22 protein-coding genes are annotated in these 17604 nt (G+C 39.4%); all 22 read left to right on the top strand.

All coding sequences use genetic code 11. From position 1 onward, the window contains the following. Positions 1-2: 2 nt before the first annotated feature. On the top strand, positions 3-1250 hold the full coding sequence (locus tag QP420_RS04160; RefSeq protein WP_481616618.1) for a phage portal protein: 1248 nt from the start codon (positions 3-5) through the stop codon (positions 1248-1250). Between the two features lie 338 nt (positions 1251-1588). Then, on the top strand, positions 1589-2071 hold the full coding sequence (locus QP420_RS04155) for a DUF7689 domain-containing protein (protein ID WP_112928567.1): 483 nt from the start codon (positions 1589-1591) through the stop codon (positions 2069-2071). A 21-nt stretch (positions 2072-2092) separates the two neighbouring features. Further along, positions 2093-2860, top strand: a complete 768-nt coding sequence (locus QP420_RS04150) for a hypothetical protein (protein WP_103084278.1) — start codon at positions 2093-2095, stop codon at positions 2858-2860. A gap of 116 nt (positions 2861-2976) precedes the next feature. Further along, positions 2977-3720 carry a head maturation protease, ClpP-related gene (locus QP420_RS04145; RefSeq protein WP_481616617.1) on the top strand — a complete coding sequence of 248 codons (744 nt, stop codon included), beginning with the start codon at positions 2977-2979 and terminating at the stop codon, positions 3718-3720. A 2-nt stretch (positions 3721-3722) separates the two neighbouring features. Then, positions 3723-4907: a phage major capsid protein gene (locus QP420_RS04140; protein ID WP_481616616.1), complete on the top strand. Its 1185-nt coding sequence runs from the start codon at positions 3723-3725 to the stop codon at positions 4905-4907. A gap of 30 nt (positions 4908-4937) precedes the next feature. Next, positions 4938-5216, top strand: coding sequence for a head-tail connector protein (locus QP420_RS04135; protein ID WP_004125785.1), 279 nt, complete (start codon positions 4938-4940; stop codon positions 5214-5216). Next, complete coding sequence (locus tag QP420_RS04130; protein WP_119522971.1) at positions 5217-5549, top strand: phage head closure protein; 333 nt, start codon at positions 5217-5219, stop codon at positions 5547-5549. It abuts the gene before it with no gap. Then, the gene (locus QP420_RS04125; RefSeq protein WP_004104983.1) at positions 5546-5926 is read left to right on the top strand and encodes an HK97 gp10 family phage protein; all 381 of its coding nucleotides are present in this window, start codon (positions 5546-5548) and stop codon (positions 5924-5926) included. The genes QP420_RS04130 and QP420_RS04125 overlap by 4 nt, the downstream gene beginning before the upstream one ends. Continuing rightward, complete coding sequence (locus tag QP420_RS04120) at positions 5919-6257, top strand: hypothetical protein (RefSeq protein WP_481616615.1); 339 nt, start codon at positions 5919-5921, stop codon at positions 6255-6257. The genes QP420_RS04125 and QP420_RS04120 overlap by 8 nt, the downstream gene beginning before the upstream one ends. Then, positions 6241-6813 carry a major tail protein gene (locus tag QP420_RS04115; RefSeq protein ID WP_014554473.1) on the top strand — a complete coding sequence of 191 codons (573 nt, stop codon included), beginning with the start codon at positions 6241-6243 and terminating at the stop codon, positions 6811-6813. Before QP420_RS04120 ends, QP420_RS04115 begins: the two co-directional genes overlap by 17 nt. 18 nt (positions 6814-6831) lie before the next feature. Beyond that, complete coding sequence (locus QP420_RS04110; RefSeq protein ID WP_004117064.1) at positions 6832-7197, top strand: hypothetical protein; 366 nt, start codon at positions 6832-6834, stop codon at positions 7195-7197. Positions 7198-7479: 282 nt separating this feature from the next. Next, positions 7480-8142 carry a hypothetical protein gene (locus QP420_RS04105; RefSeq protein WP_016815978.1) on the top strand — a complete coding sequence of 221 codons (663 nt, stop codon included), beginning with the start codon at positions 7480-7482 and terminating at the stop codon, positions 8140-8142. Next, complete coding sequence (locus tag QP420_RS04100) at positions 8135-8548, top strand: hypothetical protein (RefSeq protein ID WP_016815980.1); 414 nt, start codon at positions 8135-8137, stop codon at positions 8546-8548. Before QP420_RS04105 ends, QP420_RS04100 begins: the two co-directional genes overlap by 8 nt. 85 nt (positions 8549-8633) lie before the next feature. Further along, positions 8634-11201, top strand: coding sequence for a hypothetical protein (locus QP420_RS04095; RefSeq protein WP_481616614.1), 2568 nt, complete (start codon positions 8634-8636; stop codon positions 11199-11201). 2 nt (positions 11202-11203) lie between these two features. Beyond that, a complete protein-coding gene (locus QP420_RS04090) occupies positions 11204-11866 on the top strand; it encodes a hypothetical protein (protein ID WP_481616664.1) in 663 nt (220 codons plus the stop codon). 12 nt (positions 11867-11878) lie between these two features. After that, positions 11879-14686, top strand: a complete 2808-nt coding sequence (locus tag QP420_RS04085; protein WP_481616613.1) for a phage tail spike protein — start codon at positions 11879-11881, stop codon at positions 14684-14686. A gap of 55 nt (positions 14687-14741) precedes the next feature. Continuing rightward, the gene (locus QP420_RS04080) at positions 14742-14981 is read left to right on the top strand and encodes a hypothetical protein (protein ID WP_481616612.1); all 240 of its coding nucleotides are present in this window, start codon (positions 14742-14744) and stop codon (positions 14979-14981) included. Beyond that, entirely contained in the window at positions 14962-15315 is a 354-nt protein-coding gene (locus QP420_RS04075) for a toxin (RefSeq protein ID WP_481616611.1), read from the top strand. The genes QP420_RS04080 and QP420_RS04075 overlap by 20 nt, the downstream gene beginning before the upstream one ends. A 185-nt stretch (positions 15316-15500) precedes the next feature. Next, complete coding sequence (locus QP420_RS04070) at positions 15501-15920, top strand: phage holin family protein (RefSeq protein ID WP_481616610.1); 420 nt, start codon at positions 15501-15503, stop codon at positions 15918-15920. Next, positions 15913-16833: a GH25 family lysozyme gene (locus QP420_RS04065; RefSeq protein WP_481616609.1), complete on the top strand. Its 921-nt coding sequence runs from the start codon at positions 15913-15915 to the stop codon at positions 16831-16833. Before QP420_RS04070 ends, QP420_RS04065 begins: the two co-directional genes overlap by 8 nt. Positions 16834-16982: 149 nt before the next feature. Continuing rightward, entirely contained in the window at positions 16983-17393 is a 411-nt protein-coding gene (locus QP420_RS04060; RefSeq protein WP_004117910.1) for a helix-turn-helix domain-containing protein, read from the top strand. Then, on the top strand, positions 17380-17592 hold the full coding sequence (locus QP420_RS04055; protein ID WP_004117908.1) for an SHOCT domain-containing protein: 213 nt from the start codon (positions 17380-17382) through the stop codon (positions 17590-17592). The genes QP420_RS04060 and QP420_RS04055 overlap by 14 nt, the downstream gene beginning before the upstream one ends. The last annotated feature ends 12 nt before the right edge of the window (positions 17593-17604 follow it).

Raw genomic sequence — 17604 nt, 5'->3', positions numbered from 1 at the left:
CAATGAACATTTTTAGCAGACTATTTAAATCAAGAGATAAGCCTGAAAACAGGATGTTAGGCGGTGGTTATCGTTTCTTAATGGGTACGTCCTCGTCGGGTAAGAGGGTGAATGAGCGTTCGGCGATGCAGATGACGGCAGTTTACTCGTGTGTGCGTATCCTGTCTGAGGCGGTGGCTAGTCTGCCGCTTCACGTGTATGAGCGGACGAGTACGGGTACGGCTAAAGCGGTTAAACATCCTTTGTATAAGGTGCTTCATGATGAGCCGAATCTTGAAATGACAAGCTTTGTGTTTAGAGAAACTTTGATGACGCATCTATTGTTATGGGGTAATGCTTACGCGCAGATTATTCGAAACGGTAAAGGTGAGGTTTTAGGCTTATACCCTTTAATGCCTGATCGTATGAGAGTTGACCGGGATGAGAGTGGTCAAATTTTTTACGAGTATACGTTAAATGATAGTGATGTTTTAGCGGGTAAAGAAACGAGTGTGAAACTTAAACCTTTTGACGTGCTTCATATTCCCGGTCTTGGTTTTGACGGTCTTGTTGGCTATTCGCCTATTGCGATGGCAAAAAACGCTATCGGTATGGCGATAGCTACGGAAGAGTATGGTGCATCGTTTTTCGCTAACGGTGCTACACCAAGTGGAATCTTGGAATACCCCGGAACAGTAAAAGATCCGTCTGGTATGAGGGATAGTTGGAATAAGGGGTTCTCGGGTTCTAACTCGCATAAGATAGCGATTTTAGAGGAAGGCATGAAGTATACGCCTATTTCTATTTCGCCTAACGAAGCACAGTTTCTTGAAACTCGTAAGTTTCAGATTAACGAGATTGCTCGTATTTTTAGAGTCCCACCACACATGGTTGGTGATTTAGAAAAGTCGAGTTTTTCTAATATTGAGCAGCAGTCGTTGGAGTTTGTTAAATACACGCTGGATCCTTGGGTGGCGCGTTTTGAACAGTCTATTACGAGGCGGCTTTTTACTGATAAGGAGAAAGAAACTTATTATGTGAAGTTTAACGTGGATGGTCTTCTTCGAGGAGACTATCAGAGTCGTATGAATGGTTATGCTACCGCTCGTCAAAACGGTTGGATGAGCGCGAACGATATTAGACAGTTAGAAAACTTGGATAAGATTCCCTCAAGTGAGGGTGGCGACTTGTATTTGATTAACGGTAACATGCTCCCGCTTAACCGTGCTGGAGCGTTCACTGTAATTGGTAGAAATAAGTTAGGTGATTAAGATGAATTTGTGTCTTGATAATATTAATATAACATGTTATATTAATATTATTATAGTATAACTGTTTATACAGTGGATGAATCATTTAGGCAACGAAGACATAACGAATTATCTTAACGTTAAGCGAAAAATAGAATTTAATCTCTATGGATACTTAACTAAGATAATATCCTACACTATGAGAGTATACAACAAATTAATAATAGCAGAAAGGATGGAATAATTTATGTGACATTATAAAAAAATCATAAAATGTACAAGAATAGTGATCATTCGAGATAAAAGCTGATTAATCTCAATCTTAGTTAAAGATGTTGTTTTTAAGGAGGTGCTTACAAATGATTAGAAAAAGAAAGATGTTATCAGCAATAACCACTTATGTAATGGTTGTTGGAATGTTGTTTTTCACATCCAATTCTGTTGCTTATGCGTATACTTTATCTCAACCAAAATCGTTTTATGATAGTATTTCATGGACATGGTTTTATAGCGATAAGGCTACGCCAGCATATAATTGTCTAGGATTTGCAACTGGTAGTATGACGTACGAATGGCCTAGTGACTTTGGTGATGATGCTGCTACTAAAGCGCAATTGGATAATTATCTGGCAAAGAAAGGTTATAGACCTTATAAATATGATCCATTTATTCTAGCGTATGGTCATTCTCCTGATAAAATTGTTCATTTTGCAAAAGTTACTGGTCTTAAGTGGTGCCGTGCTAAATGGGGACAATTGGAGCTGTTTAACCATGGTAGTCATGATCCTTATTACCCTAATTCTGTTTATGGTTCTTTGCAGCACAAATACACTGCGAATTAGAATTCTAGGAGGTGTAATACTATGTCTAAGAAAAAAATGTATATTTCGCTAGGAACTTTACTTTTATTGGTTCTATTTGTATTTACTGGAATTTTTATTATTGGAAATAATCCAGCATCAAAGAATAGTGGGAATATAGCTAATAAATTGATGCCAGTAAACGTAGCTTATGCTGAAACGTTAGATGATATAAAGGGATCCATGAATAAGTTGATGGTGGAATTAGAAACTGAGACGAAGACTAATCCACAAGTGGCTATGCAGGCACATCCAGGAAAGTTTATTAGGAATTCTAAAAACTATCAAAGAATATTGAAACTGGGACTGAAGGCAATTAAACCTCTTTACGATGCTATTTATGATAGTAGAGATGCTGGATGCTATGAATATATTCTAGCTATGGCTATTGAAGACATAACTGGCGAAAAGTTTGTTTACAATTCTGACTATGGTTGGAAAAATTCGTTAGAGTTTAGGATGGCTTATGACGAAAAAGTAAACAATACAAGGTTTAATGTTGAAAGAATCAGTAATAATGAAACTTTGAATGATCATGACCGAACTCAGAAATTTAAGGAATTAGGGATTTTTGCAGTTTCTGATTTAATTAAAGAGTATAGGAAAAGTGATTCCAAAGTTTCTAAACCATCGATATTAGAAGCTGTTAAGGGAATTACTAGTAAGTATAAAGAACTTGCAATAACGGAAAGAACTCCAACTGAGAGTATTCTAGATGAAACACAATTATTTGATTCTCTAGTTTCCTTAAATGGAAGAGCATACAAGTAAGGTGGATTATCTAACTGTAAAGCTAGTTCTTTAGGTATTATATGAGTGTTATACGAACATGAAGCGACCAAGAAAATCTTGGTCGCTTCTTTATATAAGAGAGGAGGAAAAAGGTAATGAGGAAGTTTTGGCAGTGGAAAAACCAAAAGGAAAACAATGAGACTAATGAGAATAATGAGATTTTTGAGAGGACACTGTTTCTTAACGGTACGATTGCTGAAGAATCATGGTTTGATGATGATATTACACCACAACTTTTTAAAGACGAGTTAAACGCCGGTAGTGGGAATATTACCGTGTGGATTAACTCGCCTGGCGGGGATTGTGTGGCTGCGGCACAAATCTATAACATGCTCATGGATTACAAGGGTTGTGTGACGGTAAAGATTGATGGTATTGCGGCGTCGGCGGCCTCGGTTATTGCGATGGCCGGGACAAAGGTTTATATGAGCCCGGTGTCAATGCTTATGATTCATAATCCTATGACTGTTGCTTTTGGCAACAGAAACGAAATGGAAAAAGCAATATCAATGCTTGATGAGGTAAAAGAGTCCATTATTAACGCTTACGAGATTAAAACAGGCCTTAACCGTGTGAAAATCTCGCATTTAATGGATTCGGAAACATGGATGGATGCTAACAAGGCGGTAGAACTCGGGTTCGCGGACGGTGTTTTAACTAGAGGTGAAACCGCTGATATTGGCATACCACAGGTTTCAACATTGTATTCAAAATTAAGCGTGCAAAACACGCTACTGGAAAAAATATCTAAAGCCTGCCGGATAAGCGGTAAGGAAACAAACAATATTAGTGCAGACGATCTTATGGATCGTCTTTTTTTAATCAAAAATTGGAGGTAAACATGATGAACACTATTTCAAACATGGTTGAGAAACGTAACAAGGCCTGGCAGGGTGCAAAAGCTTTCCTTGAGTCTAAACGTGACAAGGACGGGCTTATTTCAGAAGAAGACGCGAAAACCTATGATGAGATGGAAGCGAAAGTGAAAGCTTACAGTATGGAAATTGATCGCTTGGAGCAGATGGAAGTAATGGATAAGGAGCTTTCAAAACCAACATCTGAGGCGATTGTTGCAAAACCTATGAAAACAGGTGTGAACTCTGAAAAGCAAGGTCGTGCGCGTGACGAGTATAAGCAGGCGATGCTTACAGCTCTTAGAAGTAATTTTAAACGAGTCGATAACGTGTTGCAGGAAGGCGTGGACGCTGACGGCGGGTATCTTGTGCCGGAAGAATACGATAATCGTCTGATTGAAACGTTGAAAGAAGAAAACATTATTCGCTCTCTTGCTACCACGATTACCACTAGTGGAGAGCATAAGATTAATGTTGCGATGAGTGATCCTGCAGCGGCTTGGATTGAAGAAGGCGCAAGCCTTAACTTTGGGGATTCCAAGTTTGCTCAAATCCTGCTTGACGCTCATAAGCTTCACGTTGCGGTAAAAGTTACTGAAGAACTCTTGTATGATAATGCGTTTAATCTCGAGAATCATCTTCTCACATCCTTCGGCATGGCGTTGGCTAACGCTGAGGAAGACGCTTTTCTTAACGGGGATGGCGTTGGAAAACCGACTGGTATTTTCAACAAGAAAGACGGCGGCACGTTCCTTAAAGAAACTACCAGTATTAAAACTGATGATCTGATTGATCTTATTCACGCTTTGAGGCGACCATACCGTAAAAACGCGAGTTTTATTATGAACGATAAAACAGTCGCGAGCATACGAAAACTTAAAGACAATAACGGCGCGTACGTTTGGCAGCCTTCATACCAGGATGATGAGCCGAACAGGATTCTCGGATACCCGGTATACACGTCTGCTTACGCGCCTGAAAACATGGTGGCTTTTGGCGACTACTCGTACTACAACATTGGCGACCGTGGTTCACGCTCGTTTAAAGAGCTTACCGAGCTTTTCGCTGGAAACGGCATGATAGGTTTCGTCGCTAAAGAGCGTGTAGACGGCAAACTCGTGCTTAAAGAAGCAGTACAGATTCTGCCTGTTAAAACAAGCGTAGCAGCTTAAAAGACGGCTAAAAGTTAAGGAGGGGTGTTGATGATAGTTACAGTCGAGGAAGCAAAAAACTATCTTAGGGTGGATAGTCGAGAAGATGATGAGCTTATCAACACCCTTATTCGTTCTGCTGAAAAACTCTGCCAGGGAGTAGCTCGTAAAAACGATACTAGTTTGATTAGTGAAAACTTTGACGAGTATCGGCTCGCAGTCTTATACGCTACAGGCTACTTGTATGAGCATAGGGAAGAAGCCGACCACCACGCGCTTATGCTTACCTTACGTTCGATGCTTTTTACTGTTAGAAAAACGGGGTTTTAAATGAGAATAAGTTTATTAAACGAGCGTATTACGCTGCTTAAAAACAGTGTTGAAATTGATAATATCGGCAACCATAAGATTAAGTGGAGTAAATATTACGAGTGTTACGCGACGGTAAGTGCTGAAAGCCCAATGGAGCAGACTTCGGCAGGAAACGTGTGGGATGAGTCAAAAATAGATTTTACTATCCGCTATTCGAAAGAAACAGCCGTAGTCTCATCTATTGGTTACAGGATTATTTTCCGTGATACGGTTTATGAGATTTTAGGTGTTGACCACATGAATTATAAGAAGAAAAGCCTGAAACTTCACTGTAAGAGGTGTAAAAAGTGAGCAAAGTAAGTATTGGCAGCCTCTCTAAAGAAGTTATTAGAGAGCTTAAAACTTACGCGAAAGTTACAACCGGGAAAGTAAAAGAAGCAGTAAAAAACGCTGGTAAAACAGCAAAAGAAGAAATTAACATGACAGCTCCTAAACGAACTGGAGCGTATGCGAAAAGTTGGGCGGTTAAAACATTAAACGAAACAGGCAGCAGGCTAGTTCTCGTAGTGCATTCTAGAAACAAGTATCAGCTTACACACTTGTTAGAGTACGGTCATGCTAAACGAGGCGGCGGACGCGTGGAAGCAAGAGCACACATTGCTGAGGCTGAAAGTAAAGCAGTACGAAGTTTTGAAAAAGAAATAGAGGAGGCGGTTAAAAATGGGTAATCTTTTAAACATTATGAGGGAGATAGGTTTTCCTTTCGCATACCATCATTTTGCTGAAGGAGAATCCCCTAATCCGCCTTTCCTCCTGTTTCTTACGCCTGCGAGCAGTAATTTTTCTGCAGACGGGAAAACGTATTTTAAAGCAAACGAAGTTCATATTGAACTATACGCAGACTATAAGAACCCCGTACTGGAAGAACAAGTTGAGGCCGTGCTTGACAGGCACGGCATTTTTTATAACAAAACAGAAACATTCATAGAGTCGGAACAGCTTTATGAAACACTCTACATTTTTGAAATGGAGGTAACAATAAATGGGAAACAAGGTTAAATACAATCTTAAAAACGTGTACGCGGCAAAACTTAAAAAAGATTCGAGTGGTTTCTCCTACGATGAGCCTAAGCCTATTCCGGGGGCGGTGAGTATAAGCCTTGAGGCTGAGGGTGAATCCTCACCGTTTTACGCTGACGGGATTGTTTACTTCAGGTCGACTGCTAACAACGGTTACAGTGGCGACTTGGAAATTGCTCTTATACCTGAATGGTTTAGAACGGAAATACTAAGAGAAGAACTAGATAAAAACGGTGTGCTGGTTGAAAACGCGAAGATTAGCGAAACAGAAAAATTCGCGCTCCTGTTTGAGTTTGATGGTGACGTGAACGCGATCAGACACGTTTTATATAACTGTTCAGCAACACGACCGTCTATCGAGTCAGAAACTAAGGAAGACACTATAGAACCGGGTACGGAAACTTTATCGCTCACGGCTGATCCTAGAGAAGATGGTTTAGTGAAATCCCGTAGCGGTGACACTACTTCAAAAGAAACCTATGAGAAATGGTATAAGAGCGTGTACGTTCCGCAAGTTAACACGGAAATCAAATAAGTTTTAAAGGGGGTAAACGTGTTAGAAAAAACAGTAAAAGTAAATGGTAAAGACGTGAAGTTTCGTTCTTCCGCCACTATTCCAAGACTGTATCGTATTAAATTCAAGCGTGATATTTTCAAAGACCTATCAAAATTAGAGCAGTCTTTCAAAAACAACGAGGGTGTTTTTGAAATAGCAGATCTTGAAATTTTTGAAAACGTAGCCTATATCATGGCTTATCACGCGGATAATAGTATTCCAGCAAGTATTGATGAGTGGCTTGACGAGTTTGAAATGTTTTCTATCTACGAGATTCTTCCTGAAATTCTAGAACTTTGGGGAGCAAACTTGGAAACTGAAGTAAAATCTAAAAAAAATTTAAAGCAACAACACGGCAAATGACAACCGCGTTGTTTCTTCTTAGATGCACCGAAATCGGGATTAGTATTTGCGAACTGGATCTTTTAACCATCGGCATGATTTTAGACATGTGGACGGAGAAAGCAAACGATAATGTGAAATACGATAAGCTCGCAAGCCAAACAGAATTTGATAAGTTCTAATTTAAAGACTTGAGTATTTTTGGTATGATAATGATAAATATAGTAATAAGCACAAAAAATGGGAAAATATATTTACATTAATATCAGATTGATGTAAAATGAAAAGATTTACGAAAGGAGTATGAATATGATTTATTCAAATGAAAGAAAACTATATTTAAGTGGTTGGCTAAAGAATAATGACAATACATCATATGAGACCCCTTTAAAGTTGCAAAAATTTTTGCTGTTTTATGAAGCCTTTACGAAAGTATCTGGAGAAACACCTGATTTTAGTCATTTAAGAGGGTATAAAAAAGGTCCGGTATTTAGTAATGTTTGGGGAGATTATACTAAGGAAAGAGCAAGCTTTAATGTGGCGGCTCAGAATGCGTATGATAAAAATGTTGAAGCTATTAATGTTAAAAGGGCTGAAAAATGCGCTTTTATAGTTGGTACTATGACGGAAAAGGAATTATCTGATCTTACACATCAGATGAATCTTTGGAAATCAAAAGAAAATCGCATTGTGTCTGGTGAGTATCAAGTAGATTTAGATGAATCGGACTTCAATTATAATGATAAAAAACTGATCGATGCATTAGATGCAATGTATTCAACAAATATGGTAGAAAACTCAAAAATTATAAATTTAGATAAAAAATACTTTGTATTTTCAAAATCTGATTCGGAATTACTTACGGAGAAACATTTCGATATGATGCTTACTCTTGCGGAAAATGAAGAACTCCATAATCCAGTATTCGTCGATATTGACGAAGAAGGGAGGCTTCTGATTGATTAACGAAAAAGATGTTGTGAGGATGAAAGTGCCTTATCCGTCTATATCGGATGGGATGGCTGTGGCTTCACATATGTATATTTGTAATAAACATTCGGGTACAGTGTATGAGTATATTAAATGTCAAACACTAAAACCTTATATGCTTATTAGAAACCCAATGGTTCATTATCATGATGAGCAGCCAGATATATCTAGGAATCCATTTACGCGACCAACTAGAATAGATTGTGATAAGTTATTTCTGACAACTACAGTACATTATGATGATCGATTAAAAACATTAAATCGTCCAGATGTATGTGAGGATTTATTTAGATCTGTACGAGTAGAATTATTGAAAGACGGCTATACGAACATAAATATAAATGAAATAGAACTAAAGAACTTGAATAGATTGATTTACTGATAAATTAATCATGGAAGATTATTTCTAGCACTTACTAAATAGTAGGTGCTTTTTTCATGCCTATTTTTAGGAAGGAGGTGAAGTTATGGCAAACAGGATTAAAGGTATTACTGTTGAAATTGGTGGGGATACTACAGGCTTAGATAAGTCTTTACAACAGGTGAATTCGACTATTCGCTCAACCGAGCAGTCGCTTCGTGATGTTAATAGGCTTTTGAAACTTGATCCGACTAGCACGCAGCTTTTAAGCCAAAAGCAGGCTTTTTTGCAGAAAGAAATCCAAGAAACGTCTAATAAGCTTAACGTTTTGAAACAGGCGGATAAGCAGGCTAAAGTACAGTTGGAAAACGGGGAGCTTGGCAGAGACAAGTATGATGCGTTGCAGCGTGAGATTGTTGAAACAGAAAATAATCTTGATAGTTTAAAAGAAAAATTAAAACAGGTAGGTAGTGTTAGTTTAACCAAGCTTAGTAGCCAGTTTGATAGTACGAGCAAAAAGATAAAGAAACTAGGAGATGGTATGTCATCTCTTGGTCAAAGTTTAAGCACGAAAGTTACGCTGCCGATTGCTGCTATTGGTACTGCTGGTTTTACTGCTGCAGCAGACTTACAGGATGCTATGGGTGCGACAGAGCAGATTTACGGTAAGTCTGCTAACAAGATGCTTAAATGGTCAGGAAGTTTGAAATCCTATTATGGTATTGCTCAAGGTCAAGCTTTAGAGTATGCGAATACTATGGGCGCGATGTTGAAAAATATTGGTGGGAAAAGTGATGCTGAAGCAGCCGAGATGAGTCAGAAGCTGGTTGCTCTTGCAGGCGACTTGTCTGCTATGTTTGGTGGAACAACCGAGTCTGCTGTTCTTGCTTTAACAGGCGCGCTTAAAGGTAATAATGCGATGCTTGACAATTATGGTATGGGTGTTAACGAGGCGACTATTAAAGCTAAAGCTCTTGCCATGGGTTTGCATGATGGTAGAGGCGCGATGAGCTTGCAAGCGAAACAGGCTGCTACTTTGGCTCTTATTATGGAGCAGACTGCTGACGCTCAAGGGCAGGCTGGGCGTGAAGCTGCGGGCGCTTCGGGTTCTATGAAGATTCTAAAAACAGAGTTGCAGAATATTGCTGCGACTATTGGTAATGTTTTACTTCCCGTCATAACACCTTTAATGCAGAAAATATCAGCATGGCTTTCTAAATTTAAACAGCTTTCTCCAGAAAGCCAAAAACTTATAGTGACACTTGGGCTGATTGCTGCGGCAGTCGGCCCTTTTTTAGTGGTTCTTGGAACGTGTATTTCTAAAATAGGTGTTGCTATACAAGGGTTTTCTAAACTAGCTTTGTTTATAGGTAAAATGTTCGCAAGTTTTACTTCCGGCTCTAGTATTCTTGAAGGGTTAGGCGCTGTTTTAGGTGGAGTATCTGCGCCAATACTCGCGGTTGTTGCGGTTATTGGTGTTCTGGTAGCAGCTTTTGTAACCTTATGGAACACTAACGAAGAGTTTAGAAACAGTGTTATTGCTGTTTGGGAGAAAATCAAGGAAACTTTCACCGGTTTTGTTAATGGTGTTAAAGAAAAACTGTCAAGACTTGGTATTGATTTTACGAGTATTGTTGAAGGGCTTAAAACAGTGTGGAATGGTTTGTGTGCTATTCTAGCTCCACTGTTTGAAGGCGCTTTAAATTTAAGTTTTACTAGTTTCAAAACTGTTCTTGATTTAATCACAGGCGTTTTAGACGTTTTTATAGGCTTGTTTACCGGTAACTGGTCTCAGCTTTGGAATGGTGTAAAAGAAATTTTTACTGCTGTTTGGAACGCGGTTAAAAACACGTTCATAACGGTATTTAACACGTTAAAAAATGTTTTTAACGTGTTTTTGTCTTTCTTTGGCACTAGTTGGAACAAACTGTGGTCGAGTGTGAAAAACTTTTTCATGAATGTTTGGAATAGTATCGTATCGTTTTTCACTAACGTTTTAAACGGTATTAAAAACACTGCAACAAGTGTTTGGAATGGTATTAAAACTGCGATCATGAGCGTGGTAAACGGTATTAAAACAAGCATTTCAACAGTGTTTAATTCAGTAGCAAACATGGTTAAGTCTGTGTTTAACGGTATTAAAAACACGGTTGTGTCAATTTGGAATGGTATTAAAAACGCTATCATCACTCCGATTGAAGCGGCGAAAAACAAGGTTAAAGCAGTAATCGACGCTATAACAGGGTTTTTCTCTGGCATAAAACTTAGTCTTCCTCATATTAAACTGCCTCATTTTAGTATTAAAGGACAATTCTCTCTTACGCCACCGTCTGTACCGTATCTTGCTATCGACTGGTATAAGAAAGCAATGAACAAGCCAATGCTGTTAAACGGGGCGACTATTTTCGGTGAGAAAAACGGGCGTATGCTTGGCGGCGGTGAAAAAGGTCCGGAAGTGATTATGGGGTTGAATAGTTTAGAAAACATGACCACTGGAGCGAACACGCAAATGCTTAGTGTTATGAACCAGATTCTAGCGATTATGGACGCGTATTTCCCACAGTTTTCCAACCAGAGTATTGTGCTCGACACTGGCGAACTAGTGGGTGGTATCGCGCACAGGATGGACAGTGAGCTTTTTAAGCTTCAAACAAGAAAAGCAAGGGGGTGGTAAAAGTGTATGGGATGCTAATAAACGGGTTGCATAGTTTTAACGATCTAGGGCTGGTTGCTACAAGCCGTCCACGCATTCAACTTCCAGAACCTAAATTAGAGTATTTGCAAATACCAGGCAGGCAGGAAAGTATTGATATTAGTGAAAGTCTTGCCGGTGAAGTGTTATACGAGATGCGTGAAGGCTGTTTTGAATTCATTGTCGCAAACAAAAACAAGTGGAGTGAAACATGCCATAGGGTTAAAACGTTAATCCACGGCAAGAGTGTGAAACTGTCTCTTGATGATGAACCATTGTTCTACTATCAGGGTCGAATGTGGGTTAGTGGTTTTAAATCGGATAAAAACTATTCAACTCTCACACTCAACTATAAGCTGCAACCATATAAGTATAGTGTAGATGATTCGGATGGGGTTCACACAATATGGGGTGTGCAAGTAGATGATAAGCGTGAAATAACACTCGTTCACGATTTTGACATGACACTGATTCCAGAATTTAACAACCTGTCGTCTAACAGTATGCTACTGGATTCTAATGGTAAAAACTATGAGATTAAAACAGGTGTTAACCGTTTCCCACAGCTTCGTTCAAAAATAAACATGCGCTTAACATTCGTTGGAAACGGGATGGTAAATATTTCCTATAAAAGGGGGTGGTTGTGAGTGTACAGGATCATGCTTGACGGTAATACGATTTACTATCCGAATGATGATAAAGCGGTACTTGATGATATCACGTTAAATTTGGAGCTTAATACTGCAGGAACGTTAACGTTTACTTGCCCTAGTCAAAACCCTTGCTATGAGCTTATTAAAAACCGGAAATCAATAGTAAGCGTGTGGCGTGACGATGAGGAGATTTTCTTCGGCGAGGTTAGAGAACAAGTAAAAGACTTGCATGGTAGTAAGAAAGTAACTTGCGTAGGGTTGTTAACTTACTTAGCTGATAGTATTCAACCTCAGAAAGAATACCATGATCAGAGTTCCTACCAGCTTTTAGAAAAACTTTTACAAGCTCATAACAGTCAGGTAGATGATTATAAGAAAATAAGAATTGGTTTCGTCACAGTATCTGACTCGAATGATTCACTCTACAGGTTTACTAATTTTGAAACCACGCTTGAAGCGATCATGGGAAAAATGGTTGAAAAACTTGGCGGATATTTACGTCTTAGAAAAGAAGACGGGAAACTTTACTTAGACTACCTACGTTTAGAAGAAATAGGTAAAACTACAAGCCAGCATATTAGTTTCGGTTTAAACCTGCTTGAATACGCGGAAAACCTTTCAGCAGAGGATGTTACTACAGCGGTTATTCCTCTCGGCAAAGAGTTGGAAAACGAGAATAGTGAAAACGAGGTTCTTAAAAAGCATGTTGATATTACTTCAATAAACAATGGAAAAAACTATATAGTATCTCGCGAAGCGCAAAAAACATTCGGCTGGGTTTGTAAAGTTATTAATTTTAATAATGTGACAGTCCCAACTAATCTTATGCGCAAAGCTACTAAATGGTTACAGGATAACCAGTTTGAGCATGTAGAAATAAGCCTTAGCGCGGTTGACTTATCCGAGTTAGGTTTACATTATGCGACGATTAAGTGTGGGGATAGGGTTCGTTGCCTCGCTCCACAATTTGGCATGGACCGAGTGTTTCCTGTAGTAAAAAAGACTATACCGATTCAAAAACCAGGCGAAATGAGAATCGTGCTTGCGAGCAGGATTTCTAAAGGGTATGTGCAAAACGTGTCGCATGCTGTTCAAACGTTAAAAGAAGAAGCGGTTGAAACTAGAAAAATAGACAACGAGCGTGTTAAAGCTGCGATCGATAATATTAAAGCGCAAATGGGTAATTCTCAAAGCGGCTATAAGATAAGCGAATACGATAGTAAAGGCATGTGGGTTCGTGACCTTTACATGGATACGCCTGATAAGAACACTGCTACAAAAGTTTTACAGGTTAACATGAATGGTATTGCTGGAAGCCATAACGGTTTTTCAGGCCCTTACAGTACTGCGATGACTCTTGACGGCATGGTGTATGGTGACAGGATTATCGGACATTCGATTGACGCGGAAAAACTTTCAGTTTCTTACACTTCCCAGGTAGAAAAGCAGATTAGTAAAGCAAAAAACGAGGCTATAAAAGACACTGGTAGGCGGCTTGAAAACTATTACACGATAAGTGAAATCAACACGAAACTGAACGTTACAGACGGTAAGATTGAGGCTGGTGTTGAAAGCGTTAACCATAGTCTTAAACAGAAAAACGGTAACTATTACGGCTCGTATACTCCAAGCCAGTTTAACGCTCCTATGAGCTTGTGGCTGAATGATAGTGAAAAAATGCAGCATGTTGGTGATTTTTTCTACGACACGTCAACCGGCTACGCTTACAGGCTTATTGTTAAGCAGGAAAGTTTAGCCGTAAAATTTAATGAGAAGTCGCACACGGAATCAGCTTTTGACGATTTTGTAGACATTTTTTACAAGTATGAGGATAAAATTTACGCTATACCGGGTTTAACTGCTGAAAAAATTTCTGGCGCAACAGTGTTTGTTCCATCAAGTGAGTTTTGGCTACATTTTAGAACTAACTGGTCTCCGTTTGACAATTATGGTTTTAAGATTGATAGCATTAAAAAAGAGTATTCAGGAGAAATTTCAGGATACGTGTCTAAACTGCCTGAAGATATTAACATTATTGAGGTTGAAGGTGAAAATTATCCTGAGTCTGAACACCCGTATAAAGCTGGAACAAGCAAACTGTGGCATTACGTTTCCGCTGACAGTATAAGTAGTTTTAGAACGTTCGATTGGCTGAGAGTTAAAGATAAAGATATTGAGGCTGCTAAATCCACGGCTGATAAGGCTATTTCTAAACTAACCATAGTAGAAGATTCCATATCTTCAATGGTTAAAAAAGGTGATTTTGGTAGTTTCATGCAGCAAAACTATAACAGTTTCCTTCTCGGGTTTAACCATTCGAGTAAATACGTGCAAATAACACCCGGGCAGATAGAGCTTTACGATGGTGAAGTTGATGAGGATCATAAAAGAGCTGTTTTTGATAAAAATGGGAACAACTTCTATCGTAACGGCGTGTATATTGGCTATGTTGGAACCGGCGAGTGGGAAGAAGATAATTCTCACAAGGGTCTAGTTTTTCATCTTACTAGCGACGGAAAGTATATGGCTTTCGCGCAGCGTAAATCAGCTGATGAAGAAACATACGCTACTATGCTGTGTTTTTCACGTTCGCAAAGCATTTATAAAGAGTATGGTATTCACGCTGGATGTAACTTTTACATGCACGGTAACAAGATTATAGATCCTGTTTGGCAAGACGGTGCAGGAGTAGACGCGGATATTAACTATGTGCAGATTATTGAAATGAACCAGGATGGGAAAGCTTCAAAATGGGGTTCTAACGCTCACATGGTGTTTAAAAACGGGATACTCATGAAAGTTAAATACTATTAAAAAACGCGGAAGTGAAGCGTGGAAGTGAACGTGGTGGAAGCGTTGATGGAAGCGAGTGAAGCGTGGAAGTGAACGTGAGCGGAAGCCGGATGGAAATGGAGGAGAATTTGTTATGGAGAAACTAATTATTCCCACAAACAAAATAGTGGCTAATAAGGGTACGCGCTTAAAAGACGTGACAGAAAGTATTACAACGCCTGTAGTTGATAATACGAAAATTTTATGCGAAATCAGCCACAAGCTGGATATTATTCTAAAAAGATTGGAGGAGAGTAGTGGTAAAACCGACAATTAGCTACGCGGTAGCTGTGCAAAAATATAAGGCTGAGTTAAACGAAAAAATAGTCGAGTTGAATAAGCAAATACCAATACCTACTTACATGATAGAAGGCATTGTTGCAAGCGTACTATCTGATATGCGTTCGGCAGTGATCGCGGAAAACTCGATGGAATATGAAGCGTATGTGAAACAGTTAGAAGACTATTTTAATTCTAGAGAACGCGAACTTAACGACGAGATTTTGAAAATAAAAGCCGAAAAAGCCGAAAAAACTGAAAAAGATGAAGCGGCTGGGAAAAGTGTAAAAGGTGGAATGGTTGAGGAAGGTGAAAAAGATGGTAAGGAGTAGTCATGTGTTGAAAAATAATATCAGTTGAAATACTGAAAAGCTGAAATGCTGAAATGTTGAAATGTTGAAATGCTAGGGCAGGTGTGGTTTAAACCATGCCTGCCCTTTTTTTATTACTTTCTACTTTTTGTTTTTTGTTTTTATAAGAGTACTGGCAAATGTTAGGAAAACTTGTAAGGAGAATTATGAGAGGATTTTGGAATATTGCTCAACTAGCTTTCACACTGGTAGGCGGCTGGCTGGGATACTTTTTAGGCGGATGCGACGGGCTGATCCTCGCGCTCGTTTTATTTGTGGTTGCGGATTATATTACAGGCGTGATGTGTGCGGTCACGGATAAGAAACTGTCTAGCAGCATTGGTTTTAAGGGCATTTTTAGAAAGGTGCTCATTTTTATGCTTGTTGGCATAGCAAACATTATAGATTTTCATGTTTTGAAGCAAGGAAACGTGATGAGAACCGCAGTAATTTTCTTCTACCTATCTAACGAAGGATTATCTTTAACCGAAAACGCGGCTCACCTGGGGCTTCCCGTGCCTGAGAAATTAAAAAACGTTTTAGAACAATTACACGACAAGAACAGGAAGGACAATACTCATGAGTAAAAAAGGAATAGACGTGTCAGAATGGCAGGGTGACATTGATTTCAACGCGGTGAAAGCATCCGGCGTCGAGTTTGTGATCATTCGATCAGGATACGGTATCGGATGCAAAGACAAGTGGTTTGAACAGAACTATCGTAAAGCAAAAACAGCTGGTCTTGACGTGGGAGCCTACTGGTATTCGTACGCAAACTCTGGTTTTGAGGCGGCTGAGGAAGCTCAAAGCTGTGTGAACATGCTTTCAGGTAAGAGTTTTGAGTATCCTGTTTACTTTGATTTAGAAGAGAAAAGCCAGCTTAACCGTGGGCGAGCTTTCTGCGATTCGCTGATTACAAGCTTTTGTAATAAGCTGGAAGCTTGCGGGTATTATGCAGGTTTTTACACTTCGCTTTCAACTGCTAATAATCTTGTGTCATCTCATGTTAGAAACCGTTACGCTTTGTGGATAGCACAGTGGAACACGCACTGTGATTATCAGGGTTCGTATGGTCTTTGGCAATACTCGTCAAGTGGCAGTGTGCCTGGAGTAGCCGGCAGAGTTGACATGGATTATGCTTACGTGGATTATCCGAGCATTATTAAAAACGCTGGATTAAACGGGTGTAAAAACGGCGGCTCTGACCAAGCTGCGCGCACCTCGAGTATTGATGAGGTGGCGCGAGAAGTTATTAACGGCGCGTGGGGTAACGGCAGCACGCGTAAACAGCGTTTAACTTCTGCCGGATACGATTATGCGAGCGTGCAAAATAAGGTTAATGAGCTTCTCGGTGTTAAAGCCTGTAGAAAGTCGGTTGATGAGCTTGCACGTGAAGTAATCCGAGGCGCGTGGGGTAACGGTAGCACGCGTAAACAGCGTTTAACTTCTGCCGGATACGATTATGATACGGTACAAAAACGAGTAAACGAACTCTTGTAAAACAGTTTGAAACATGTAAAGCCCGAGGCTTGTTCCTACATTGGAGCAATCCTCGGGCTTTTTTTTTATTTTTTAAGGTTAAATTGTCAAGTCAATAGGTTAAAAAACACTGTTTTTTCTTTGCCTGTGATGTAAGGAGGCACAGGCAAATGAATATAAAAGAAAAACAGCAAGTCAAATTACTAAGAGATGAAGGCCTTAGCTATACGCAGATTGCAAACCGTATGGATGTTTCCGTTAATACGATTAAAAGCTACTGCAAACGTAATAGTCTAGGCGTAATCCAGTCTATGAAAACACAGACGGAATTATGTGAATCTTGTTCAAAACCAATTAAGCAAAACACAGGAAGAAAAGTTAAACGTTTCTGCTCTGACGCGTGTAGAAACACGTGGTGGAACAAGCATACACAGTTGGTAAAAAGACAGGCAAACTATGAGTGTGCTTGTCTTAACTGCAAAAATTCTTTTATCTCTTACGGTAATAAAACCAGAAAATACTGCTGCCACGCCTGCTATATAGAACATCGTTTTGGAGGTGAGCATCATGCAAATAAGTAATGATGCTCACGGGCTAAAGGATGTTAAAGCGAGAGCTTGGACAAAAGAGAGTATGCAGGCGGATTTTCGTTTTGAAATAGCCGAAAAACTTACCGTTTCACTCTTTAAAAAAGGACTTATCAGCGAGCAAGAAAAAGAAAAAATAAGCCGTCTTAACAGGGAAAAATTTCACCCGTTTTACAAGGAATTATTGGGTTAAAAGCTTGATAAA

The organism is Bifidobacterium sp. UMB1197 (genome assembly GCF_030217745.1).
Lineage (GTDB): Bacteria > Actinomycetota > Actinomycetes > Actinomycetales > Bifidobacteriaceae > Bifidobacterium > Bifidobacterium vaginale_B.
This window is presented reverse-complemented; position numbering and strand designations above follow the sequence as displayed.